This is a genomic window from Treponema sp. B152, from assembly GCF_024181665.1.
Classification (GTDB): domain Bacteria; phylum Spirochaetota; class Spirochaetia; order Treponematales; family Treponemataceae; genus Treponema_B; species Treponema_B denticola.
This window is the reverse complement of the sequence record NZ_CP058668.1, coordinates 808,695-833,320: the sequence shown is the minus strand read 5'-3', so window position 1 is coordinate 833,320 and position 24,626 is coordinate 808,695. Positions and strand designations below refer to the sequence as shown.

17 protein-coding genes are annotated in these 24,626 nt (G+C 40.6%); 8 read left to right on the top strand and 9 right to left on the bottom strand.

Features of this window, described 5'->3' with window-relative positions:
• Positions 1-243: 243 nt before the first annotated feature.
• From HYB91_RS03675 to HYB91_RS03655, 5 genes are all read right to left on the bottom strand, one after another.
• Positions 244-966, bottom strand: coding sequence for a leucine-rich repeat domain-containing protein (locus HYB91_RS03675; RefSeq protein WP_002675365.1), 723 nt, complete (start codon positions 964-966; stop codon positions 244-246).
• Positions 967-1,093: 127 nt separating this feature from the next.
• Entirely contained in the window at positions 1,094-3,481 is a 2,388-nt protein-coding gene (locus HYB91_RS03670) for a right-handed parallel beta-helix repeat-containing protein (protein ID WP_002675366.1), read from the bottom strand.
• Between the two features lie 14 nt (positions 3,482-3,495).
• On the bottom strand, positions 3,496-4,707 hold the full coding sequence (locus HYB91_RS03665; RefSeq protein WP_002675368.1) for a hypothetical protein: 1,212 nt from the start codon (positions 4,705-4,707) through the stop codon (positions 3,496-3,498).
• On the bottom strand, positions 4,697-7,471 hold the full coding sequence (locus tag HYB91_RS03660) for a FecR domain-containing protein (RefSeq protein ID WP_002675370.1): 2,775 nt from the start codon (positions 7,469-7,471) through the stop codon (positions 4,697-4,699). Before HYB91_RS03660 ends, HYB91_RS03665 begins: the two co-directional genes overlap by 11 nt.
• Positions 7,425-9,335, bottom strand: a complete 1,911-nt coding sequence (locus HYB91_RS03655) for an adenylate/guanylate cyclase domain-containing protein (protein ID WP_002675372.1) — start codon at positions 9,333-9,335, stop codon at positions 7,425-7,427. Before HYB91_RS03655 ends, HYB91_RS03660 begins: the two co-directional genes overlap by 47 nt.
• 186 nt (positions 9,336-9,521) lie before the next feature.
• On the opposite strand from HYB91_RS03655, the gene HYB91_RS03650 reads away from it, so the two are divergent.
• Both HYB91_RS03650 and HYB91_RS03645 read left to right on the top strand, forming a co-directional pair.
• Positions 9,522-9,932, top strand: coding sequence for a hypothetical protein (locus HYB91_RS03650; RefSeq protein WP_002675375.1), 411 nt, complete (start codon positions 9,522-9,524; stop codon positions 9,930-9,932).
• Between the two features lie 25 nt (positions 9,933-9,957).
• Positions 9,958-12,720 carry a hypothetical protein gene (locus tag HYB91_RS03645; protein ID WP_002675378.1) on the top strand — a complete coding sequence of 921 codons (2,763 nt, stop codon included), beginning with the start codon at positions 9,958-9,960 and terminating at the stop codon, positions 12,718-12,720.
• 24 nt (positions 12,721-12,744) lie between these two features.
• On the opposite strand, the gene HYB91_RS03640 is transcribed toward HYB91_RS03645, so the two are convergent.
• The 3 genes from HYB91_RS03640 to HYB91_RS03630 all read right to left on the bottom strand — a co-directional run bounded on the left by HYB91_RS03640 (position 12,745) and on the right by HYB91_RS03630 (position 16,171).
• Positions 12,745-13,503 carry a lysophospholipid acyltransferase family protein gene (locus HYB91_RS03640; RefSeq protein WP_002675380.1) on the bottom strand — a complete coding sequence of 253 codons (759 nt, stop codon included), beginning with the start codon at positions 13,501-13,503 and terminating at the stop codon, positions 12,745-12,747.
• Positions 13,504-13,526: 23 nt separating this feature from the next.
• A complete protein-coding gene (locus HYB91_RS03635) occupies positions 13,527-15,656 on the bottom strand; it encodes an ATP-dependent DNA helicase (RefSeq protein ID WP_253719633.1) in 2,130 nt (709 codons plus the stop codon).
• A gap of 137 nt (positions 15,657-15,793) precedes the next feature.
• Positions 15,794-16,171 carry a hypothetical protein gene (locus HYB91_RS03630; protein ID WP_002675386.1) on the bottom strand — a complete coding sequence of 126 codons (378 nt, stop codon included), beginning with the start codon at positions 16,169-16,171 and terminating at the stop codon, positions 15,794-15,796.
• A 237-nt stretch (positions 16,172-16,408) separates the two neighbouring features.
• Here HYB91_RS03630 and HYB91_RS03625 point away from each other — a divergent pair, with 237 nt between their 5' ends.
• Complete coding sequence (locus HYB91_RS03625; RefSeq protein ID WP_002675389.1) at positions 16,409-17,635, top strand: OmpA family protein; 1,227 nt, start codon at positions 16,409-16,411, stop codon at positions 17,633-17,635.
• 44 nt (positions 17,636-17,679) lie between these two features.
• Here the strand turns inward: HYB91_RS03625 and HYB91_RS03620 are convergent, their stop codons facing one another.
• On the bottom strand, positions 17,680-19,071 hold the full coding sequence (locus HYB91_RS03620) for an aspartate ammonia-lyase (RefSeq protein ID WP_002675390.1): 1,392 nt from the start codon (positions 19,069-19,071) through the stop codon (positions 17,680-17,682).
• A gap of 145 nt (positions 19,072-19,216) precedes the next feature.
• Here HYB91_RS03620 and HYB91_RS03615 point away from each other — a divergent pair, with 145 nt between their 5' ends.
• From HYB91_RS03615 to HYB91_RS03595, 5 genes are all read left to right on the top strand, one after another.
• Positions 19,217-20,929 carry a YifB family Mg chelatase-like AAA ATPase gene (locus HYB91_RS03615; RefSeq protein ID WP_002675391.1) on the top strand — a complete coding sequence of 571 codons (1,713 nt, stop codon included), beginning with the start codon at positions 19,217-19,219 and terminating at the stop codon, positions 20,927-20,929.
• A 154-nt stretch (positions 20,930-21,083) separates the two neighbouring features.
• Positions 21,084-21,644, top strand: a complete 561-nt coding sequence (locus tag HYB91_RS03610) for a Panacea domain-containing protein (RefSeq protein ID WP_002675393.1) — start codon at positions 21,084-21,086, stop codon at positions 21,642-21,644.
• Complete coding sequence (locus tag HYB91_RS03605) at positions 21,637-22,017, top strand: hypothetical protein (protein WP_002675396.1); 381 nt, start codon at positions 21,637-21,639, stop codon at positions 22,015-22,017. The genes HYB91_RS03610 and HYB91_RS03605 overlap by 8 nt, the downstream gene beginning before the upstream one ends.
• Before the next feature lie 123 nt (positions 22,018-22,140).
• Positions 22,141-23,904, top strand: a complete 1,764-nt coding sequence (locus HYB91_RS03600; protein WP_002675397.1) for a phospho-sugar mutase — start codon at positions 22,141-22,143, stop codon at positions 23,902-23,904.
• On the top strand, positions 23,904-24,557 hold the full coding sequence (locus HYB91_RS03595) for a 3'-5' exonuclease (protein WP_002675399.1): 654 nt from the start codon (positions 23,904-23,906) through the stop codon (positions 24,555-24,557). The genes HYB91_RS03600 and HYB91_RS03595 overlap by 1 nt, the downstream gene beginning before the upstream one ends.
• The last annotated feature ends 69 nt before the right edge of the window (positions 24,558-24,626 follow it).

Sequence of the window (24,626 nt, the reverse complement as noted above, 5' to 3'; positions counted from 1 at the left end):
GCGGTTTCTATTCCTTTATTTAACCGCAGCGAGCGCAAAGCGTTGAGCTCACGCTCAACTTCGCAAAGTAATTTTTTTATGAACCTAAGAAATAAACAGCCAAACTTATGAAGCTAAAAAACTTTGATATAGCTTTGATACCAATTACCTTTCGAGGTACCTTCGATCCGCCCGATACGAGCCATTCTCATGAAGGCATTCGAGAGGCTCGCATATAACGCTATGAAACGCTAGAACGCAACGTTAAAGCTCAACCCAATTCTTGATTCCATTAACCTTATACATATACATCTTCCACTTCTTTACCGTTTTTGCATTATTAAAGGACGCTGCTAAATCCGGCGGAGCGGTAAAATCAGTATGGTTGTCGTCGATAAAGCCGGGCTTTTCGATATAAAGAACGCAATTTGCACGATCACTATTCGCCTGCTTCGGTAAATCATTAAAAAGCTTGGTAAAGGCTTCTGCATTAAGCCGATTGCCGTGGCACGCCAAGTATTTCAAAGCGGTTAAGTCCTGCACGTTAAGTTCGGTGAGCTGATTGAAATGACAGAACAGCTCTTGCAAAGCAGTTAAGCCCTGCACGTTAAGCTCGGTTAGCTTATTCCAGCTGCAGTCCAACTCGGTGATATTGCCTTTGAGGATAACGGTTGTTCCTTTTGCGTGCAGCACGGTTTCAGTACCGCTGCTTGTAAGCGTTGTTTCTTCGCAGCCTTCAACTGTAACGGTGGTACCGTCAGCGGTTCTTACCCTAACGTTGATGACGAGCTTATCGGGGCTTAAGATGAGCGAGGCATCGCCTTCGACAAAGGGAGCTGCGGGCGGTGCCGTACTTCCGTCTGTTCCCGTACCGGATTGCGCCGCATTCGAGCACGCAGCCATACCGAACAGCGCAATGAGCGCCAAAACTGCGGCTGTGATGATTGCCGCGGCTCCCTTCTTTTTGTGAGTTTTAAATTTTGTCATATATTCCTCCTCGTCAAAGTTTTTTATTTAGGAAAGGAAGACGCTCCAGGGCACAGATGGGAACTCGTCCCGCAAAAAGGCTTAGTACAGCCAACAATTACCCCATTTCCTATTATTTACTGATTTTTCAGCTTGCCGTATTGCCAGAGTTATTTGTAAATGTACCGTTTCCTTCAATAACATGATTTACCGTATGTCCCGTAATAGTACCGCCCTCCCATATAAAGGCTCCGTTGTTATTAATGTACACTGCACATCCTTCACCGCCGGAGGTTGTCGGCACTGTGTTATTATTCAATGAGCCGCCTATCATGGTAAACGCAGCATAACTATCGATATATATGCCGCCGCCGTCATGTGCTCCATTTGATACGAATTTGCCGCCTGTCATAATTGCCTTTACGGATTGGCTGTTGGCGCCTTTCATATAAATACCTCCGCCCCAACTATCGCCAGAACTAAGATTTACATTGTTGTTCTCGAATTCAGTGGTCCCTTTTATAATGAGGTTTACATCGGCAGAAGCTACCTGAAAAAAAAGTCCCCCGCCTTTTTTTTCTACCTGATTGTTTTTAATTTTGGTATTTTCTATCGTTAGGTTAGTGTCCGTAGCATAGATCCCGCCGCCTTCGTTGGCGGTTGTGCTATTCTCAATAGTACAGCCTTTAATAGTTGCCGTTGACACCTTTCGAAGACAAATGCCGCCGCCCTGTTTTTGGTTGAACTCGTTGCCGAGGATTTCACCGGTAAACCCGCATTGGTTTAGTGTTACGTTTGATAAAGACACCTTTCCGTTTCCGTAAACATAGATGCCTGCCCCATGTGCTTTTCCGTCGCCAGAGGAGTTATACTTGATATTGCAGTTTGTGATTTCTGCGTTTTCTATTTTAAGCTCGCCGGGTTTGGCTGCGTCCCAATAGTAGCTTATACCGCCGCCTCCGTTGCCTTGTCCGCCCGACGCTATAACCGTATTATTTTCTATTTTTGTTGGATTATTGTCTTTATCCTTCTCGATATACAGGCTTCCTCGGGCAATATCGATAGCACCGCCTGTTATATATCCTTTGTTACCTTTGATTAAGCCGCCTTTAATGTGGACAACCGGCTGCTCGTCGTAACTATTGCCGGCATAGATTGCCCCTCCGGCAGCGCCGGTTGCCGTACAGCCCGTAATGGTACAACTTTCAAGTACTGTCTCTACTCTGCCGGCCAAAAATATACCGCCTCCGCCATATGCTGTACAGTCTTCAATAGTGCAGTGTTTAAGCGTCAAGGTTTTTATTCCGGCACCGTCAATGGCACCGCCGTATTTGTAGTCCATGGAACCGCCCGGGTTTGCATAACCGTTTTTGAGCGTCAAGTTTTCGAGCGTGAGTTCCGTCTTATTTCCCATTACGGTGAATATGCGGTGAGCGTTTGAAAGTAACGCACTTTTATTTGCATCGAGTGTTGTTCCGATTTTGCCTTTTATAGTAAGGCTTTTTTTTACATTGATTGCACCGTTGTTGCCGGGAGCGTTTGTTGCTTTAACATTACCCATGACGGTTATAACGCCGCCGGCCTCTGCACTCTCGACGGCTTTTTTTAGATTTTTCCATGCTGTACCGGCATCGTTTAAATCAGGGATATAACCTAAAGTATGCGCTTCTTTTGGCGCGGAAGAAAGGCCTTTTCTGTCGATCAGCCGGACTGTGTATTTTTGGGGAAGCGTGCTTTGCGTAAGACTTGTATCGGTTTTAAAATAGACCTTCCAGGTTCCTGTGGGGACAGGATCAGTAATCTGCGAAGCTGCCGGCAAAAGTTCGGCAGCCGAGTCTACAGCAAATCCGGAACTTCCTATGGGAAGCGGTATTTTCTTCGTTTCTCCGCCCTCTCTAGTAATGACAAGGCCTAAATCTTTGTGCAGCTTTCCACCCGGTATGGTTGTATTCATAGCCGAATCGTCCACCGTAAAACACAAAACATAATGTACCCCATCTTTCGCTATCGTTATATTCCCGACATCCGGCGGGGCTGTGTTTACTTCAATATTCAAGCTGAACTTTTTACCGAACTTTCTGCCGTCCGTGGAAGTAAGGGTAATTTCGGGACCTATGCTGCCGTTGCTCCATTCGTGGGCTTTTAAAAATGTGTCTTTGTATGTGAGTTCGAGCATATCGCCTGTCTGTGTAAAGGTGTAGTCCGTATTGTATCCAGGCTGCTGATCTGAAGGAAACCCGGGGAAATTGATAACTTTCCCCGCATTGAAAGCGGAGGTCGGCATAATTAGGGCAAAGTTTCTCGGATTACGCAGTTTAACTGTAAGCTTTACATCGTCTGCTGACGGTATGCACAGTGCTCCGTCATTACTTATTTGATAGGGCTTATCAATACTGAAGTCAATAGGGACAACTTCGCTAGACCAGTAGCCTAGGAATTCTTCAGGATTGTCTATAAATTGTTTACAGCTTGTAAATACAATGGCAGTTGTCAGCAATACCGCTGAAATTATTAAAATTCGCAAAATTTTTTTCATAAAAAACTCCAATGCTAGAATTCCCACCCTACAGAGAGCGATGGCTGTGCTATGTATTTGGGGAAACCTGTTCTAACCGGAATTATATGATCGAGATTTACTTCGATATATAATTTTTTATAAACATAAACCTGCAAGGCTGTGCCTAAATTCATTGTCAAACCCCAATACCATGATTTTGGGCTTTTAAACTCGGGAAAAACAAATTGTGTATTTACCACAAATGCAGTGCCGAAACCTAAATGAGCATCAAAATTGAGGCGGTGCCTTATTATAGGTTTCATGTAGACGGCCTGTATACCGGCTAAAAGGAGACCTGCAGACAGGGTATAATCCGAGTCTTTTTTTCTTAAGTACATTCCCGAACCGGTAAAGTTAAAGCCGAAATTTCCATAGGAACGCTTTATAGGCACAAAACTAAACCTTAAAACACCGCTTAAGGCGGCAAAATTTTTTCCAAAGTATTCTTTAAAAAGCTTGTTCCCTGCAAAGCCGTTAAAGGCATAACCGCCTGACAGAAAAATATCAATAGGTTTTTGAAATTTAAATATCATTTTCTGTTTTGAATCTTTTAAACCGCTTGGGTCGGTAACAACAAATTCATATTGTCCCGGATTGATTCTCAACATATTAAAACTTATTTTTGCCTTAGTTCCGTCAGGGCTTATCTCTAAAATTTTGCCCAAAATAGGAGCTCCGCCTTCCTTTTTAAGCGCAAAGGTAGTTTCTTCCCTGAAATTCTTGCCTGAAAGACTTACCACATCGCTATATTCTTCATCAAAATAGATTGCAGCAGGTGAAACGGAAGAAGTCTCAGGTTGATAGGCCACAAGAATGTCAAAATAACGGTCTGCACTTACCGCATCCACCTGACCTAGAAGGTTTATAACCTTTATCCTGTATCGGTACTTTCCGGCAGGTAAGGAAACATCAAGAGAATTTTTCTTTAATTTCTTTTTATCTATAATAACCCACTTGCCATTTTTTTCTTTTTTTTCAAGCTCGAATTCAAAATGCAAAATACCTTCTACATTTTCCCAAGAAAGCGTTTGATAAAAAACCGTTGTTTTTCCTTCCGTTTCAATAATATAATTTTTCTTTACTTCATTATTTTTTTCAGCATTTTGATTTTTATCTTCAACCTTTTGAGCAAAAACTCCCAAAGGGAACAAAAGCAGCAAAAATAAAATCACTAAATTCCTGGTAAATATTCTTTTATCTTCCATAAAGGACTCCCGTTTCATCAGTTTCTACATTATCTTTTTTAGGTAAATCGATATCAAAGCGTTTTCTTGAAGGGGTTCCGGTTTGAAAAACCAATCCGCTGTCCAAACGCCGTTCCGCAATAACTTCTATAAAAAATGCACCGCGCGATAATCTGCTTAAATCCTTAAATTCATAAACAAGATCCTCTGCTCCCGATTTTGCTTTAATTTCGGTGCTTGCAATTACTTTGTTTTTTTCGTTATATATTTTCATAACATAATGAGTAGCCTTATCAACAGGCTTCCACTTAAAGACTATACTTCGATGTGAAGAAAAGAAAGGAATTCCTAAGACTTCTTTTTCGCCCGGGAATACAAACCTTGCCTTTGGAAGAGGCGGTATGGGCAAAACCGTAAATGCGGAATATTTTTCCGACGAAATATCGAATCCGTCCTCGGTTTCGGCTATAACCTTCCAGCGGTATTTTCCTGATACTAAAGGCGGAAGCTGCACCTTATACCCCGCATCTTTTAAAGCAAAAACGGGAGCGCGTACGCCTACCTTTTCCAAAATAAATTCGACACCTAAAGGCGGATGAACGGACGACCACTCTGCCTGAGAAGGATTAAGAGCGGCTTCTATACCGTCAATCTTTGCACCTTCGGCAGGTTTTAACAGTTCTACAGGCCTCAAATGTTTTGCCGTAAAGCCGTGTGCCTGTGACTTTCCAAATTTTCGGCTTGAAGTCAATGTTGCATTTGCAAAGGCCTGTATATTCAATATGTAATCCCCGTCTTCAAATTTACCCATAGCAATTTCTATTTCGGTTTTTGAAGCAAAAAGGTCTTCATAAAAAGGTTTAGAGCCGGGAATTCTATCCGTTAGTTTTACCTGATAGTAATCTGCGCCTTCTACCGGTTTCCAGTTAAATTTGCTTTTACGTCCGGGCACTATTACAATACTTTTTTTTGCATTTTCCAGTTCAGGCTTATCAAGAAGAGGAATAACGTTTAATTTTTTTACGTCCGATACATACTGCTTTCCGTCCAGTTCGGTACATACACGCCAATACCATTTTCCTTCGGGCAAAACAATTCCATCAATTCCTAAACCTTTGACAGACTTATTAACTGTAATTTTTTTAAAATCTTCGGTATCCGAAACCTGAAAAATCTGATCCGAATCGAAATTACTCTTCCATGTAAAGAAGGTGTCTCCTGTCAGAGGCTGAAGTAAGCTATAATCATTAGGCGGAAAAACGGCACGCAAAATAATCTCGGAGTCCATAGTTATAAAGGAAGCAACATCACTTATGCCGATTTCGTTTTCTTTTGCATCAAGAGAGGCAACGGTCATAAAATACTCACCGTTAGGCAAAAGTTTTGAAGCTTCTTTTAAGTCCAAATAGCTCGTTATAACTATATCGTTTATAAGCACATCGGTCATCGCCTTATCTCTGGCTATTTTTACCCTGTATTTTTCCGCATCCAAATTGGGCTTCCATGAAAAGGTAAGGCCCTTTCCCTTCGAGGTATCCATAACCTTTTTCATATAAAGAAGTTTAGGTTTCTCGGCTTCTTCGGTCTTTTTTATACTGAAAACCGAAACATCCGAGGCTTGAGCTTTAAATGAAGAATCGAATCCGTATTTTGGAAGAACACGCCAATACCAAGTTCCTTCCGTCAACTCCGAAAGCGAAAAAGATTCCGTACTCGAATTCTTTACCACTTTGGGATTTTCCATATTCTTATTGTCTGCAATTTCAACCGTGTAATATGAAGAAAGCTCATTACCTTCCCATAAAAATCTGATATGGGGAGGATTTGTATTATATGCAAAGGTTTTTTCGGCTTCCGGAAGAAGATTTACCGGAGCCGGAGCCTTTATAACCGTTACTTTCCCTGATACGGTATCTTCTTCAGACCCTGACTTAGCTGCCAACCTCCAGTGCAAGGCTCCACTGTCGTGTCTGACGGTAAATTCTTTTAAACCTCGGACATCATATCTTTTAGTATCTACGCTAAAGTTGCTCAAAGGAGAAGTTTCAAGGAAAATTTCTTCATTATTTGAAAAGGAAGATTGCCACTTAAACTTAATATCTATACCTAAATCATCCCTCGATTGATTTAAGATTCTCGTATTTTTACCCGGGCTTATCATAACTAACTTGGCTGCCTGCCCCTGCTGTAAAACTGAACCGGCTTCAAGAACTTCGGTTTCTCCGGTTTTACTGCCTGTAACGGAAACGGAACCTTCTTCTACCGCAAGCTGAAGACTTTCAGCATCGCCTTTTTGCACATGCAATACCGAGCCCTTTTCGATGTTTATGTCTGCATTATTCGATTTTAAACGTAGATTATTGTTTGCCGTTTTTGCCGAAACCGAGCCCGAATTCAAATTAAGTTCCGATTCTTCATTTTTCGCAAAAATCTGAACCATCGTATTTGAATCAACCTCGACTACATTGCTTGCACCCTCATTTCCCAAAAAATGAATTGTCGCCAAGGCTTCATTTGCAGTTCTTATAGTATCTCCGTTATATAAATAAGAATTTTGAACGGGACGATCCCATACGGCTCTATCGTTGAATTTACGCTGAACGGTTTTGTATTTGTATTCAATGGTAGCTATGGGAGTATCCGTGCGTTCAAATGTTCTGTTTAGCTCCTTTACAAACAAAAACAAGTCTAAAGATATAACCGCCAGAGAAACAATGACCACAACAAGGTCTAAAAAATTACTGTTTGTTTTGGGCTTGAATGTTGTATTTCTTTTCGTCTTCATTTACATCTACCTTATTCAAATCGGGAGTAGGAATTCCTAATTTTGCTCTAATTTGTGCCAAAGTCTTGGGGCCTTTTTCTCCCGCTCCGGGAATGCCCGTTTCTTCAGGCATATTGATAACCGCAAACATTCTTAAAGGAGCCGATTTTCCTTTAACCGTAACCGAGGGCATTTCTTCAACCAAGACCTTATCTTTTACAAGCCGATAAGTGTTTTCGGTAATAAGAATATCCGTTCCAAGAGGTTTATTTAAGGCTTCTGTACGGGAGGCCAAGTTTACGGCATCGCCTATTACCGTATATTCCATCCTCTTTTTGGAACCTATCTGACCTGCAACGACAGGGCCTGAGTTAATACCGCAGCCTATGCGGATTATAGGTTTTTTGTCGCCTCCCCTTCCTTGATTGAATATAATTAAGGCGGCTCTCATCCTTAAAGCAGCCCTTATACAGTTAAGAGCATCCTCTCTCGGATCTCCTGCACTTGTAGGAGCTCCCCAAACAGCCATAACGGCATCGCCTATAAATTTATCTACTACACCATGGGTATCGTTTACGCACTCTACCATCTGGGTCATGTATTCGTTGAGGAATTCTACAACCTCATTCGGTTCAAGTTTTTCGGAAATTGCCGTAAAGGAGCGTATATCCGAGAAGAAAATGGTAGTTTCCTTTGTTTCGCCTCCCAGTGCAAGCTCACCCTTCATAGCAAGCTCTGCAATTTCCTTGTTTATAAAGCGGCCGAAAGAATCCTTGAGTCTTTCTCTTTCAGCCAAGCCCTTGCCCATTCTTACAAAGCTGTTTGTCAAAAGGCCTATTTCATCCTTCGTTTTAGCCTTTAGATCAAGCTCATAATTCCCCTGCTCTATTTCACCTGCTGCCGAGGCAAGAGCCTTAACCGGAGAGCTGATTGATTTTGAGAAAAACCAGATAAAAAGGATTGCAAGAGCTAAAACCGCAACGCCTAAAGTAACATTTTTAAAGGTTGACCTGACTACGGGTTCCAAAACCTTATCGGCCTCGGCTGTAGTCAAAACAGCAAGATCGGCTATCGAAATTTTTCTATATGCACCGAACTGTTTTTTCCCTTCCTTGTCGGTAAAAAGGATTTGCCTGTTCATGTCGCCTTTTTCGCGCATTTCTATAAAGAGTTTTGAATCGCTTATGTTAATTCCGTTTTTGGTAAGCTCAAAATCGGGATGAATCAAAATATCACCTAAGTTATTTACAAGATAGGTTGTTTGAAGTTTTCCCGTACCTATATTCTCGGATAGGGTCTCAGCCGAAAAGAAGATTACCAACCCTTGATCCAAGCCCTTTTCCCTATAAGGATAAAAAAGAACAAGGACGGACTCTCCAAAAAACGGAGAAGCATTTATAACCTGCTCTATGCCTTTTTCCGCCTGAATAGCCGTATCCATTTCGTTTTCGATAAATTCATCAATGGCGGAATAATCCAACTCACGGGAAAGAAAAAAATTGGTACTAACGAGTTTTCGATAAATACGCTTATTCATTCTTGCATCGGTAACCAAAACAGCCGCTACCTGAGGGTTTCTTTCAAAATAAAAATCGGCAGTCTGCTTTGCTATGCCTGACCCGGTTTCCGTTGAGTTAAGAACATCCAAGAACAAAAAAGCATTGGCCTTTATCGACAAAAGCTCCTTTTCTGCCGCAGCTCCGGCTTGAAAATTTACCGTCCTGTTGCTTTCTTCAGACATAGTTTGAATATCTTCGCCTACAAACCATGTAACAAGGCCTGTTATAGTACCCAGAGAAAACACAACCAAAATCGAAATAATAATTATCAGTTTAGCACCGATTGAGAATTTAACCTTCTCGTTTACGCCATCATTTTTTAACATAATTTCTCCAAAAAAATAAGCATTACAATTACAAATATCAGTATATAATATCACAAAAAAACAAAATCTTCAATAAACTTGACGGAAAAATAAAATTTTATTCGCTTAAAGGCAATTCTAAAAATTCCGATAATCTAAGTGTATGGAGTATGCGGTTTGTAAACAAACCGCTTATTGGAGGAATAGATGGTTTCAAACAGTTCACCGCTTCAAGCTCTTTCCCAAATTGCAATGCCTAGGATTTCGGCAGGCGGAAGAGCCTTTGTGCCCGTCAAGGCAAGCCAAGTCCTCTACGCCCATTTTAAATATGTTTCGGGTTTTGCTCAAGCTCAGGGTCAATCGGGCATGAGTATCGACAAGCTCAGAATCTTAAACTCAATAATCGACCAACTTGTATCCATGAAAACCAATGAAGCTCAAAAAGCAAAACTTACTGAATCTGCAGCAGCTCAACTCGAATCGGAAATAAGCGAAAATCAAATAGACGGGCTTTTGGATTACTACCACAATCAAATCAAAAACACGATGGTACAAACCGAAAACATAGGATACGGAGGCACCCCCCTTCCTGCAGCTGTACTCGACTTGACAGCCTAAGTTTTTTTACGCATAATTGCAGAATATGCAATGCAAAATAAAATTCACCTTTTTTATTTCCTTTTTAACCTGTGCATTTATACAGCTAAATGCTCAAAATCTTTTTGTTCAAAAAACCAAGTATTTCGATATAATTTATTCTCCGGTATCGGAAAAGACGGCAGCCTTGATTTCGGAGCATGCGGACAATTATGCCGAAGAAATCTCTCAAAAACTAAACCGTAAAATTCCAAAAAGAATGCCTATCTATATCGAAGGCGGAAAGGAAGCCTTAAACGGCTATTATACCTTTTTTCCTTACCGCCGGATTGTTCTTTTTGATACCTTGCCGGAAGAAGGTCAGCTAAGCAATTTAAGCGATATAATCTTAAAAGTCCTCTATCATGAATTAACCCATGCAATTTCGCTCACATATTTTTTGCCCCTCCTCCCCATGTCCTTTACCGAGGGTGTTGCCGTTTCTTACGAAAGTGCGGAAGACGATCAGGGCAGACTTAACGATCCCCTGATAATGCACCACCTAATGCAGGGGCGGCTTGAAAATGCAAGTCCTTCATGGAAACAGGCGGCAGGAGCCAGAGATATTTACCCGGGCGGTCTTTGGCCTTATATTTACGGCGGAGCCTTTGCCCAATATCTTCAAAAAATTTACGGAATGGAAACCTATGTAAAATACTGGGCTAATCCTCTTTCCTCTTTTCCTCAGGGAAAAACAAAAAAGATTTTTAATAAAGAGCTCGATAAACTTTGGAATAATTTTTTGGAATCTATTTACTTTCCCGAAAAGGCTCTCAGTCCTCAAAATCCGATTAAGGAAGCCGGAGGTTTTAGTCTTATTGCAAGCTCTAAAGACGGCTTTGCCTGTTTTGATTTTACAACAAAAAACGTAATATTTTTTGACGATTCGGGAAAAGAAGAAAAACTTTTTACGGCGAACCCAACCCTTTCTTTTTTAAGTTTTTCGCAAGACGGAAAATTTCTTTTGGTAAGCGATTTGGTGAATACCCCTCTCGGTGAACACAATAGGGCAACCATCTTTGACATGCAGAAAAAAAAGTTTTTAAGTAAAGAATTTCCGTCTTTAAGGTATGCGTCCTTTTGCGGGGAAACGCTTTGCGGAATCGAAATAAAAGGGCAGTTCTCCGAACTTGTTTTAATCGATCAAGAATCTTTTGAAAAAAAAGAAGGTCTTTCCAAGACCGGGCTTTTAAAGGCAGGGCCGGGACTCCCCCATTCGGCTATTTACAATCCCGTATTTGCAGGCAAAAACAAAATCGCCATCATTGCCGCCAACGGAATAAACCGAGACATTCTGATACTCGATACGGCTTCAAAAAAAATACAAAAACTTGAATTTGAAAATCCTCTTCCCGCAATAAGATATTTACAAAGCAACAATTCGGAAGAAGAACCTGTTTTAAGTTTTTCGTGGGCGGGTAAAGATAATCTTTACAGGTCGGCTTTTTTTAATTTAAAAACGAATGAGTTAAAGGTTTTGGAAAAAGACATTTCCGGCGGTACTTTTTTCCCTGTTGTAAGGCAAAAAAAAGATACTAACGAATATGAAATTATCTATGCCGGAGTTTTTACAAAATACAACTCGCTTTATAAAATGGATTCTTCACTTTTTACTGAAAGGAATGTATCTTTAAAACTGCTCGATATTTCGGCTCAAGAAATAAAAACAAAAATTCCTAATACCGATATTTTAACAAAGGATAAGTATAATTATTTTTCGTGGATACATAAACCCTTTCCCCTGCCCATCATTGATTTTTCGGGACTTTTAGGAGAAAACAAAACCGTACCGATCGGTATAAAATTATATTGGAATGATCCTACAAATTTTTTATATTTTGAAACTCTTTCTCTTTTTTATTTTAAACCTTTTTTTTATGAAACTTCAATTTTATTTAAAGCAGCAACAAGGCCTGCCGATATCCGGATTAAATTTTATGATGAAAATAAATCCTTTAAATATAGAAAAATCGGAAGCAGCATAGAAAGCGAATTGCTCTTACCCTTAAATTCTTTTTATCATAATGTTTCGGGAAAAGCCGGTTTATCTATTGAAGGCTTCAGTTTTTTCGGCTCATCCTACAAAAGTGCAAAAACTCTCTATGAGCAAAAATTAGGAAATCCCGTCCTGTCCGAAGAATTATCCGCCGTTTATACTTATCAAAAATCTTCTCAAAAGTTAAACACGAATTTTTTTACAAAAGATTTTATAATGCTTCAAGCGGCTGCCGGATTAAAACACGGTTTTCATTTTCCTTCAAAAACAAATGCCCTTGCCGTTCAAGCTTACGCAGCTTTTAGACCTCCGATAATTCCGATTAAATTAAACTTGAGCTCATATTTCGGGTACAATGCCTTTGCTCTTCCGCACACCGGCAGCTACGGATTTTTTAACAGCACGGCTTTGATGGGCATGGCCTCTTATCTTCCGGATATGAGCGAATATGAAAACGTAAAAAAACTTATCCGTCCGGAAAAATTAAATTACGGCTTCGGCTTTGAGGGAGAGGTCAGTCTTTTAAGTTACGATATTCAAACAGGAAGTTCATGGCTTCCAATATTTTTTAACAGGCTAAATATTACAACAGGATACAGAGCAATCTTTAACTTTTTAGACGCAGGAAAAAACACGGCCGATATTTATCAGTCGGTTTACGGCAAACTTTATATGACCATAAGCACAGCCGCAAATATCGGTATGGAATACGCTCATCCTCTTGAAAAAGTAAAGATAGGAAAATTTAAAGCTATTATACAAATAAAATTCTAGGTTAAAACTTAAAGCGGTTAAGTCCTATTTTTTATCGGCTTTACGCCACTCATCAAGCTGGGCCTGTATGAGGGCTTTCCCTTCTTCAAGAATCTTAATCTGTTCTTCCTTTGTTTGAGGAGCATCATAAATTTTTAAAAGTTTAATCCTGTATGCGCCGCCTTTTAGGTTTTTTGCCATACGGGTCAGCGAAGATATTTTCCAACCTCCGTCAACGGCACAGACTGCTACAGGCATTGGAGCCGCATTTAAAAATCGGCGGAACCCGGCCGCATGAAAAGTTTTTAAATTACCGTCCTTTGAGCGGGAACCTTCAGGGAAGATAACGGGAATAAGATTGTTTTTTACAACATGGTCTGCAAATTTATCGACTGCCTTCATAGCCTGCGTCGGGCTTCCGGTTCTTTTTACCAAACAATGTTTTCCGCTTTTAAGCATAGGAGAAACAAGGGGAACATTATGTCCGAGTTCTTCTTTTGCAACAAATCGGAGACGCGTTCCGTTATAATAGTTCATGTGAACCACTATGTCTAAAATACTTTGATGGTTGGATATAACCAAATACTGCTCAGGAAGCTGATCCGTAAGAGTATAATCTCCTTCAAACCTAAAACCGATATATTGTTTAAAAATCGCAAACAATAAGCGCGGAGCAGGTCCTACAATTACTTCGCTATTAACCCAATCACAGCCGCGTCTGTAAACGGAATGACATACACCTATCAACGCAGCCCTCCATGACAAGGCTACCAAACAACATAAAATCGCAATAAGAGCACCCATCTTCTTCTCCTATGAAACTGAATCTAGTTATTATACAAAAAATCTTCTATTTTATTCAATACGGCTTTTGTTTCCGAAAAACATTGAATTGTTTGCGGAATGCTTTGAATAAATATTGAACCGTAACGCTTTACTAAAATTCTTTTATCCAGGACGGTAACTATACCCCTGTCGGTATTGGAACGCATGAGCCTTCCAAAGCCCTGCCTAAATTGTACAACAGCTTCCGGAACGCTCAACTGCATAAAGGAATTTCCGCCCGATTTTTCGATAAGATCAGCCCTTGCCTTAAATATGGGCTCGGTCGGAACCGCAAATGGAAGTTTTACCAAAATTACATGGGAAAGGGATTCCCCGGGCACATCCACACCTGCCCAAAAAGACGAAGTAGCAAAAAGGCAGCTTGTAAGATCATCTTTAAATTCGTATAAAAGCTGCATTCTATCAGCCTCGCCCTGTTTTAAAATCTTTATTTTTTCATCAATATGCTCTCTTACATATTCGCAAGTTTTTTGAAGAGAATCATAAGACGTAAACAAAATAAGGGTCTTGCCTTGAGTTATTTCCAATAAGGCGAGGACGGTTTCGTTTACGGCATCTTGAAAATTGTTTTCATCAGGCATGGGCATATCGGCCGGAATATTAAAGACAACATTTTTTTCGTACGGAAAAGGAGAAGGGAAAAAATCTTTTATAATTTTCTTTTCGGTAAAATTATAAAGGCCGTTTCTGTTAAGCCAAAAGTTAAAATCGTCTCCGATTTTTAAGGTAGCGGAAACACAGATGACCGTTGCCATGGGCATAAAAACCGAACGCCGCATTATCGGGGCCAAATTTAACGGTGTCTGAATAAAGCGGACTGCCTCCCCTTGAGAGGTTTTTATTTTTTCAAACCAAAAAACATCGTTCGGGAATTCGCTGCTGTTTAAAAAGTTTTCCATTACGGAAGCCATTTTTTTTAAGCGGCGCAAGACTACAAGACCGTCTCTTATATAGCCTTCTTCATCTTCTTCTCCATCAGCTGCATTGATAAGGTTTTCAAGTTTTATGTTTAGGTTGTTTATGTTTTTAAAAAAATTATCTACACAAGATAAGAGTTTTTCTTTTTCATCGCTTGAAATTTGTGCGAGGCTTTTTGACTGATAGGTTTGCAGAACTTGCAAGGCCTGTTCTTCAAGAATATTAAAAGAAGCTGCAGCAACTTCGAGAAGGTTTATGATTTCGGTAAAGAGTTCCGCCTTTTTGGATATTGAAACTATGCCGCTTAAAATGCCTGCCTGCTTTCCCCGCCTAAAGCGGTAAAGTAAATTGATTTGCTTGTGCAAGGCAAAGCGGGAAATATCGCTCGAAAAAAAACTTTGTGCAGCATCTTCAATTCCGTGAGCTTCATCGATTATTATATTGTCATAAGAAGGAAGAACTGCCGTTCCCTGATAGCCGAAGCCTTCTGCCCTAACTGAAAGGTCTGCAAATAAGATGTGATGATTAGCAACCAGTATGGAAGAGTTTTCCGCTTCTCTTTTCAGCTTCATCACAAAGCAGCCCGAAAAATAAGGGCACTTATTCATCGGGCAGTTGTCGGGCTCGGAGCAAACAGTAGACCAAACTTTTTCCGTCGGCATAAAATCAAGGTCCGAGCGGCTGCCGTCCTTTGTTTCGGTTGCCCATTCTTTTATCTTATCAAGTTCTTCCTGTCCTTCAGTAAAAAAATCGTTCTCCCTTAATGCCTGAGTCATCCGGCGTAAGCATAAAAAATTATGCCGCCCCTTTACAAGGCAAGCCTTCATATCCTGAAAACCCTTTCCCAAAATTTTCTTTGCAGTAAGAACATCCTTTTCGATTAGCTGCTGCTGTAAATTTATAGTCCCCGTCGAAATTACAACGCGTTTTTTATTTTGTTTTGCCCACATCATTGCAGGCAAAAGATAAGCAAGGCTCTTCCCTACCCCGGTACCGGCCTCAAAGACGCCTATAGTCTCTTCATTAAAACAGCGGCAAATCGATTTTGTTAAAGCAAGCTGCGGCTCACGGGCTTCGTATTTTTCAAAAAAAGAAGCAAGGGGTCCATCTTCCTCCAAAAGAGAAGAAACCTTTTTAGGGTCCAGGGGGTATATTTTTTCGTCGTCAAAATAATCATCATCAAAGTATTCCATGCTTTAAGACCTATCGCTCAAGACGGCGATTTTATCATATTTCCCTGCCGATTTCAAGTGCGGAATTTTACTATTTATTGCAAAGTATTTCTATAAGATAAAGATTTGAGGAATTAATAATAAATATCTTGATAAACTTACAGTTTTTCTATTTCGGATTCGGAAAGACCGGTTATTTTTTTAATTAAAGATATATCCAGCTTTTCCATTTTCATATTTTTAGCCGTTTGCTTTAAGCCTTCTGAAAAACCTTTATACCTAGCGTCCATCTCAAAAGTAGACATTAATCTATATTCTTGTCTTGCTTGTTCGTTTTCTTTTATTGTTTGTATCACTTCTTCTATCCTCCTTGTAAATTCATTATTTGGCTTACCTGTTTTAAGATATTCTAAAAATTCTTTTAAATCTTTGTCTTTAGTGTCTTTAAAGGCATCCGCATTTATTATAACCTCTAAAAGGGGAAGGGACAACCCCCCGTTCAGGGCGGTGGTTTTTCCCTTCCCCTTTGACCCCATCCCTTTTCCTCGCGCTGCCAAAGGACTTGCAGCCCTTTGGAATCCCGCATTGTTAAATCTTCAAATCTTTTTACCATTTTTTTCTCCTACTTTTTTCATATTCTCCCTCCTCATTATATTTATAGGAATTATTTGAAAAAAATAGTAAATTATAAAAATACTTCTGATTATTAACACAGGCTTAACTCCGGCATTCCTTAATTGAAAAACGAACTCGCTTGTGTTATAATTATTAGCATGATAAATATTCAGACGGCTAAAAATTACTATAAACCCAAAAACCGCACCTTCGTAAAAAAACTTTTTTTAATCTGCTTTCTCTCTAGTTTTTGTCTAAATCTTCTTTTAGGGCAAGAAAATTTATCTCAAGGTAAAATACTCATTACGGAAAGAGCCGATTACTCCGTCTACATTGACGGAAAATATGCGGGGCTCACTTCCAGAGAAACCCGCCTCTATATGAGCGAAACAAAGCTCAGCAATGAGGAAGCCTATCTTTACGAGGGAGAAGCCTTTGTTCTTCAAAAGACTCGGAAAGACGGGCTTAAAGCCGCTTTACCGATAGATTCGATTTTACCCCTTTCATTTAAATTTATTCCGGAACAAGATAAAGAAGATATTGAAAATCCTTACCAGCCTCAAATTTTCGATGAAGATTCGGGTTACCCTCTTTTAAGAAATTTTCCGATTTTGCCTGAAACAGAATTTACACCAGATGACATAGGAAAAACTTGGGAAGGAAAATGTACCGTAGTGGTAAGACCCAAGCCTGAAAAAACTGCTGTAAGGATTCCGGTAAATGCAAGCTTTAAGTATAAGGGAAAAACTATTTTAAACGGCCAAAGCGTTCATCATGTAGAAGCCGCCTTAGGGCTCCGCTACAAACACTCAGACATGCTGGGCGATGAAGAACTTATGAGCTCGGAAGGCGGAAGAAAGACGGACATCTATCTTGATGATATAAATAGGCCCATTTTGATACGGGAAAAAATAGATGAAGAGTTTTTTTATTCGGACGGAAAAAAAATAAAGCACCGAGGCTTTTTGCTTCATTTTTATTCTTACACGGTACGAGCCGAAATCAAACCCAATAAAGATTTTGAGGTAGCTAAAACAAAACGGGGCACAATGCTGAGGCTAAACAATCTGCAATTTGAACCTGATAGAGCTGTTCTTTTAAAAGGAGAAGAAGCAAAGCTTGATGAAATAGCAAAGATTTTAAAAAAATCGGAAAGCGAATTCTTTTTTGTGGAAGGTCATACAGCCGATGTCGGTAAGCCGGAAGATGAAAAAAATCTATCCCAAGAAAGGGCTAAGACCGTCATCGAAAAACTTGTAAAGAGGGGCATACCGGCCGAAAAGTTTATTTATCAGGGTGCCGGCGGAACAAAGCCCATTGCCCCAAACGGCACCGAGGAAGGGCGCTCTCAAAATAGACGCGTCGAGATTACTATTATAGGCTAAGGAAAACCTCTAAAAAGCTGAAGTTTTTAGAGGTTTTATATCAGCTAAAGCTTTCTGGGCTTTGTCATGTTTTCAGGTTTTAAAACCTCATCCAATTTTTCTTTTGAAAGAAGCCCTCTTTCCAAAACAAGGTCATAAACGCTGCGGTTATCGCGCAAGGCAGTCTTTGCAATATCGGAAGAAGCCTCATAACCGATGACGGGATTTAAGGCCGTAACCAAGCCGATACTTCGGTGAACGCTTTCCTTACAATGCTCATAGTTTCCTACAATGCCCGTAACGCATCGTTCCCTCAAAGTCTTCATTGCATTTATAAGAAGTTTAATCGACTCAAAGATAGAATAAATCATAACGGGTTCAAAAACGTTGAGCTCAAGCTGTGCAGACTCTGCAGCCAAGATAACGGCAGTATCGTTTCCGATAACCCTGTAACAAACTTGATTGACAACCTCAGGGATAACGGGGTTTACCTTTCCGGGCATGATAGAAGAACCGGGCTGCATCGGAGGAAGGCTTATATCGTAAAGTCCTGTTCTGGGGCCCGAAGAAAGAAGGCGTAAATCGCTGCATATCTTTGAAAGCTTTGCAGAAAGGCGTTTTAACTCGGAAGAATATGTTACAAAGTCGGAGGTATCGTTCGTGGCAGCTATCATGTTTTTTGCAGCCTTTAGATCAAGCCCCGAAATCTTTGCCAAATGCGAGGTTACTTTCGGTGTATAGTTTGGATCCGAGTTGATACCTGTTCCGATTGCGGTAGCTCCCATATTTATCGTGTGAAGATTTTCCCTTGCAAATTGAATCTGAGGAATTTCGTTTTCCAAAGAAGCGGCATAGGATTCAAACTCTTGGCCGAGGGTCATGGGTACGGCATCTTGAAGCTGGGTTCTTCCCATCTTGATATTGTCTCCAAGTTCTTGGGCTTTTTTTCTAAAAGAAGCGACAAGAGATTTTAGCTCATCTATAAGAGCCGGTGTATTTAGCGAGATGCCGAGCTTTGCAGCTGTAGGATAGGCATCGTTTGTAGATTGGGCAAAATTCACATGATTATTGGGATGGCAGGGCGAATAAGTTCCCTTAGTCTTTCCTAAAATTTCGTTTGCACGGTTGGCGATAACTTCGTTTGCATTCATATTGGTAGAAGTTCCCGCTCCGCCCTGAATCATATCAACTACAAATTCTTTGTCGAATTTGCCTTCGGCAACCTCTTTACAAGCCTGAATCATAGCCTTGTAAACTTCATCGCTTAAATAACCGAGTTCATGGTTAGCTTCGGCCGCTGCCTGCTTTGTGTAAGCAAGCCCCTTAATAAAATCGGGAAAATCACAGAGCCTTAATCCTGTAATTTGAAAATTTTCAACACTTCGGAAAGTTTGAATACCGTAATAAGCATCTTCCGGAATATCCAATTCTCCTAGTAAGTCATGTTCCCTTCGCATAAAAAACTCCTATTTTATTGATAATTACAGGCATTATAGTACTAAAACAAAAAAGGAACAAGGGGCAAGAGAAATTTAAATTTCTCCCAAAATTTTACTATATAAATCATTTTTTTTCTAAAATAATAGTAGAAAGGAGTATAAAATGGAAATTTTAAGTTTTTCATCATTTGGGTATGAAGGAGAATTGATTAAGGTTGAGGCGGATTTAAGGCGGGGATTGCCGGTTATCGACATAGTGGGACTCCCCGGTTCTGCCGTAAAGGAAGCAAGAGACAGAATGAGGGCAGCTATCAGGAATTCGGGGCTTGAATTTCCTGCAAGCAGAATACTGATAAATTTAAGCCCTGCCGACCAAAAAAAAGAAGGAAGCGGTTTCGATCTTCCTATTGCCATAGCCGTCCTAACTGCAAAAGAGGCGGGAAAAAAATCGGCAGAGGTTAAAGCAAAAGCTCAAACTATAATTCCCCAAGATGAAGAAAGGGCGAAAGAATCCGTGATGATAATGGGCGAACTTGAGCTTTCAGGCAGGGTAAGGCCTGTGCGCGGTCTCATAGGAGCTATCTCGGCAGCCCGTTCTCAAGGCATCAAATACTTTATAGTTCCAAAAGAAAACGAAGCCGAGGCCCTCATCGAAGACGGCATCAATGTATTCGGAGTGTCCGATTTAATCGAAGCTCTGGAATTTTTCTACCAAATAGAAAACGGAAAACTTTACACAGAGCCAAAAGGCCGTAAAAAAGAAAGCTTTCCCGATAAGGGAACCGCCCTCGATAAGGAAGCAGCACATCTTTTTGTATGGAGTGATAAGGAAGAAACAGAAAATTTCGATTTTCAAAAAGGCTCAAAAAGCGGGATCGTCTTGGTAAAAGGCTTTGAGGATATCCGCGGACAGGACGGCCTTATACGGGCTTTAGAAATAGCGGCAGCAGGCGGCCATAACCTCATAGCCTATGGCCCTCCCGGATGCGGAAAAACTCTTTCTTTAAGCCGCTTTTCCCTCCTCCTCCCCGACATGGAAGAAAAAACGGCAATGGAAACCACCCGCATTTACAGCATCGCCGGTCTCTTGCCCCAATCGAGCCCCCGTCTTTTAAAAAGGCCGCCCTTTAGAATGCCATCTCAAAATGCAAGTATGGAAGGCATCATAGGAGGAGCCGGAAAATGTATGCCGGGCGAAGTTTCCCTAGCTCACGGGGGCGTTCTTTTTTTAGATGAAGCGGCTCAATTTAAGGCAAGCGTTTTGCAAAGTCTCCGTGCTCCTTTAGAAACTGGAAGCGTAACATTGAGCCGTGCCGGAAGAAACAGCACCTTCCCTGCCCGCTTTCAGCTTCTACTTGCGATTAACCCATGCCCCTGTGGGAACTTCGGAAGCCCCGGAAAGGTCTGCACCTGTCTCCCTTACGAAATCGAAAAATATTGGAAAAAACTCACCGCCCCACTCTTGGACAGAATCGATATAAGGGTTCCGGTCATGCCGCCCAAACCTGAAAACATTTTGGCGGAGGCAAAATATTCTACCCAAACGATGAGAGAAAAAATAAAAAACGCAAGGCTCATTCAATGGGAAAGATTAAAATTTACAAATAAGGAGAAAAAAGTGCAAAACATAATTTATGAAAACGCAAAACTTTCACCGCAAGAAACGGCTGAAGTTTGCAAAATGAGCGGCGAGGCGGAAAGATTTTTTTCCGTGATTGTTGACTCAAAAAAGCTTTCGGGAAGAGGAAGCCACGCCCTCTTAAAAATATCCCGCACAATCGCCGACATCGAGTCAAGCAAAAATATTTCTTTGGCCCATATCGAAGAAGCGGCAGCCTTGAGGCAGTGGATAAAGTATCTTCCGGATTTTTTATAGACGGTTTTAGTTCCGGAATTTTTTTGATTTGTTAAGTTTTTTGCACCCTTGAAGAAATACGCTGAATTTTTCTATCGTAAAAAAAGTAAAAATTGTAAAAAAAGTATTGACAAAAGGGAGCCTAGGTGCTAGATTAAAAATAAGGGGGTATTTTATGAATATACATAAACTCATTGAAGTTGTAAATTATATGCTCAAAAAATATGAGTATCGGCTCAATTATACAAAACTTCTTAAAATGCTCTACCTTGCCGATCGTCAATCTTACTATGATATCGGTTCTCCCATTACTGGCGATACCTACGCAGCCTTAAAAGCAGGCCCTATATTATCAAATACATATAATCTTATCCGTAATAAAGGCAATCAAAACGATCAGAATCTATGGAATAGCCGTTTTTTAAAAGACGCTTATGATCTTGTGGCTCTAACAGATAAGATACCCTGTAATACACTATCCGACTACGAAAAAGAAGTTTTAGACGGTATCGACTCTAAATTTCATAATTACACATTTACAGACCTTATCGAATATACTCATGCAAACTGCCCGGAATGGACTGATCCTAAAGATTCAGCCCTACCGATAAGCATTGAATCTATCCTACAAGCCCTAGGCAAAAGCCCCGATGAGATAGCTTTTATTATTGAAGAGGAACAATCTTTTGCTCAAGAAGAAGCAGCCCTTGCTCAACTATCCGAATTAAATGCCTAAAAAAACAGCCTTTTTAAGCAAGCCTGAAAAATCTAAATCGGGCCAAGAATTTCGGCACTTACGTATTATAGTCTCCGATTCCGATAAAAATAACGAGCAAATAGTGGTATCCGTTACCTCTCTAAAATTTGATAATCAGGATACAGGCTGCATAATACATCCGGGCGAGCATCCTTTTATAAAGCATAAATCTATTGTAGACTTTAAACGTACAAAGATTATGTCTACAATAGATATTATAAACGGTATCAATAAAGGCTGGCTGATAAAAAAAGAGGATATATCCGATACGCTTCTAAAAAGAATACAAAGCGCCTTAAAGCAATCTAAATTTATCTCTGCCGAGGTTAAATCTCTTTTTCCGTATCTGTAACAATCCAAGTAATAAAGCAGATTTACTGAAGTACTTATTATAAGCTTGTCAAGAATTTTCTCACACTTGCAGAAAACCTTTGAACTGTGGTATAATTATAGAGTTATAACCGGAGGACTTTTTATGGATAAAAATGAAGTATTAAATAGAGCAAAAAAATATGTTTCCGAAGAAAAGGAAGTAAAATTCGCAGAAGAAGTTAAGGCTTTAATCGAAAAAAACGATGAAAAAGAATTATATGACCGATTTTACAGGGACTTGGAATTCGGAACGGCTGGTTTAAGAGGAATTATAGGAGGCGGCACAAACCGCATGAATCCTTTAGTAATAAAAAACGCAACCCAAGGACTTGCGGATTATCTGATTGAAGCAAAGCCTGAGAAGGCCAAGGCCGGTTCTTTAAGTGCCGTAATTGCCTACGACTCAAGACGCTTTTCGGATGTGTTTGCAAAAACGGCTGCTCTGATTTTTGCGGCAAACAATATCCGATGTTACCTTTTTTCGAGCCTTAGACCTACGCCGGAACTTTCTTATGCCATAAGGGAACTCGGCTGCGATACTGGAATTGTAGTAACAGCCTCACACAATCCTCCGGAATACAACGGCTACAAGGCCTACTGGTCGGACGGAGCCCAGATTACCCCGCCCCATGATTCGGGCATCATCAAAAAGGTAGGCGAGGTTTCTTCAATCAAAATGATGAGCGAAGAAGAAGCCCTTAAAAACGGAAAGCTCGTAATAATCGATAAAGAAATAGACGAAAAATATTGGGCTATGCTTAAAAAGAAAATCAGCCGTCAAGAAATTATTAAAAATATGGCTTCCAAGGTAAAGATAGTTTACACTCCCCTTCACGGAACGGGAGCCGTGCATGTAGAAAAGGTACTGGGAGAAATGGGCTTTAATGTTATAAGCGTTCCCGAACAGCGTGAACCTGACGGGAATTTCCCGACGGTAAGCTATCCCAATCCCGAAGACCCGAAAGCCTTAAAGATGGCCATGGATTTGGCTATAAAGGAAGGAGCCGATATTTTGATGGCCACCGATCCCGATGCCGACCGTTTTGCCTGTGCAGTAAAAAACGATGCAGGCGAAATGCAGCTTATAAGCGGCAACCAGATGGGTGCCCTCTTTGCGGATTATATCTGTCTTACATTAAAAGAACAAAATAAACTGCCTCAAAATGCCGCAATAGTACGCTCGATAGTAACCTCTCCCTTAAGCGATTTGATTGCTGCCTCTTACAATGTGCAAAGCGAAGAATGTCTTACCGGCTTTAAGTGGATATGCGGCGTTGCCGAAAGGATGGTAAGCACGGGCTCCCACTCCTATCTTTACGGTTATGAAGAAAGCTTCGGCTACAACTTCGGAACCGAGGTAAGAGATAAGGACGGTATCGCCTCTTCTGCAATTTGTGCCGAGATGACCCTCTATTGGAGGAGCAAGGGAAAGAGCCTTTTAGACAGGCTAAACGAAATCTTTTCTAAATTTGCCTTTTATGGAGAAAAGACCATCAACATGGTATACCCGGGAGCAGAAGGCTTAAAGATTATGCAGGACATGATGGTAAGAGTACGGGAAAGAAATTTAAGCGAAATCGCCGGAGTGAAGGTAAAAACCATCAGGGATATTCAGGAAAGCACGGAATATTCTCCTTTAGAGCCGGCCAAAAAAACTACAGTTACTTTACCTAAAAGCAATGTTCTTCAATATTATTTGGAAGACGGCTCCATAATCTGCATAAGGCCCAGCGGCACCGAACCCAAGATAAAGATCTACATAATCCATTCCGAGAAGGTTGTTTCATCGGTTGAAGAAGCTAAAAAACAATCGGATAAAAAAATTGCCGAATTCGAAAAAGAATTTAACGGGGTACTAAACGCCTAATGAGCTCTTACGATTGGATTAGTGCCGTCTATGATAAGGCGGTTTTTACGGCCTTCGATACCGAAACAACGGGCACGGAGGCCAAGGCAGAAAGAGTTGTCGAAATCGGCTGCGTAAAATTCGACATTCGCGGAGTTATCGCCCGCTACAATGTTCTGATTGACCCTGAAAAACCAATGCCTCCCGAAGCGGGCAAGGTAAATCAGATAACCGATGAGATGCTTGCAGGTCAGCCTAAATTTGCAGAAGTTTTACCCGACTTTTTGGACTTTATCCGCAACACTGTTCTCGTTGCCCATAATGCAAGCTTCGATATAAACTTTATAAACTGCGAGCTTGAAAGGTGCGGAAAAACAAAACTTACAAACAAGGTTTTTGACACCCTAACATTTGCACGCGAAACCCTGCCGGGCTTACAAAGCTATGCTCTCCAAAACCTTGCAACACAGTTCGGGGTTCAGGCTGTAAATGCTCACCGTGCCGAAGACGATGCCAGAGTCTGTATGGAATTCTTCAAAATAGCCCTAAGTCATTTCTTTGAAAAAAACAAGGACATGCTTGACTATTATAAAAAGGATGTCGATATTTCGGAGTACCTGAGCACCAAGGATCCCGAAACTGACGGCGGCAAACTCGTTCAGAATTTATTTTAAAAAGGCTTAAATTCAAAAAGCCTCGATTGTTTCTTTTTGAGTGAATCAATCGAGGCTTATAAATATTTT

What these genes read in the sequence shown, in the direction of transcription:
- HYB91_RS03675 (WP_002675365.1), bottom strand. Translation starts at nt 966, where the DNA reads ATGACAAAATTTAAAACTCACAAAAAGAAGGGAGCCGCGGCAATCATC.
- HYB91_RS03670 (WP_002675366.1), bottom strand. Translation starts at nt 3,481, where the DNA reads ATGAAAAAAATTTTGCGAATTTTAATAATTTCAGCGGTATTGCTGACA.
- HYB91_RS03665 (WP_002675368.1), bottom strand. Translation starts at nt 4,707, where the DNA reads ATGGAAGATAAAAGAATATTTACCAGGAATTTAGTGATTTTATTTTTG.
- HYB91_RS03660 (WP_002675370.1), bottom strand. Translation starts at nt 7,471, where the DNA reads ATGAAGACGAAAAGAAATACAACATTCAAGCCCAAAACAAACAGTAAT.
- HYB91_RS03655 (WP_002675372.1), bottom strand. Translation starts at nt 9,335, where the DNA reads ATGTTAAAAAATGATGGCGTAAACGAGAAGGTTAAATTCTCAATCGGT.
- HYB91_RS03650 (WP_002675375.1), top strand. Translation starts at nt 9,522, where the DNA reads ATGGTTTCAAACAGTTCACCGCTTCAAGCTCTTTCCCAAATTGCAATG.
- HYB91_RS03645 (WP_002675378.1), top strand. Translation starts at nt 9,958, where the DNA reads ATGCAATGCAAAATAAAATTCACCTTTTTTATTTCCTTTTTAACCTGT.
- HYB91_RS03640 (WP_002675380.1), bottom strand. Translation starts at nt 13,503, where the DNA reads ATGGGTGCTCTTATTGCGATTTTATGTTGTTTGGTAGCCTTGTCATGG.
- HYB91_RS03635 (WP_253719633.1), bottom strand. Translation starts at nt 15,656, where the DNA reads ATGGAATACTTTGATGATGATTATTTTGACGACGAAAAAATATACCCC.
- HYB91_RS03630 (WP_002675386.1), bottom strand. Translation starts at nt 16,171, where the DNA reads ATGGGGTCAAAGGGGAAGGGAAAAACCACCGCCCTGAACGGGGGGTTG.
- HYB91_RS03625 (WP_002675389.1), top strand. Translation starts at nt 16,409, where the DNA reads ATGATAAATATTCAGACGGCTAAAAATTACTATAAACCCAAAAACCGC.
- HYB91_RS03620 (WP_002675390.1), bottom strand. Translation starts at nt 19,071, where the DNA reads ATGCGAAGGGAACATGACTTACTAGGAGAATTGGATATTCCGGAAGAT.
- HYB91_RS03615 (WP_002675391.1), top strand. Translation starts at nt 19,217, where the DNA reads ATGGAAATTTTAAGTTTTTCATCATTTGGGTATGAAGGAGAATTGATT.
- HYB91_RS03610 (WP_002675393.1), top strand. Translation starts at nt 21,084, where the DNA reads ATGAATATACATAAACTCATTGAAGTTGTAAATTATATGCTCAAAAAA.
- HYB91_RS03605 (WP_002675396.1), top strand. Translation starts at nt 21,637, where the DNA reads ATGCCTAAAAAAACAGCCTTTTTAAGCAAGCCTGAAAAATCTAAATCG.
- HYB91_RS03600 (WP_002675397.1), top strand. Translation starts at nt 22,141, where the DNA reads ATGGATAAAAATGAAGTATTAAATAGAGCAAAAAAATATGTTTCCGAA.
- HYB91_RS03595 (WP_002675399.1), top strand. Translation starts at nt 23,904, where the DNA reads ATGAGCTCTTACGATTGGATTAGTGCCGTCTATGATAAGGCGGTTTTT.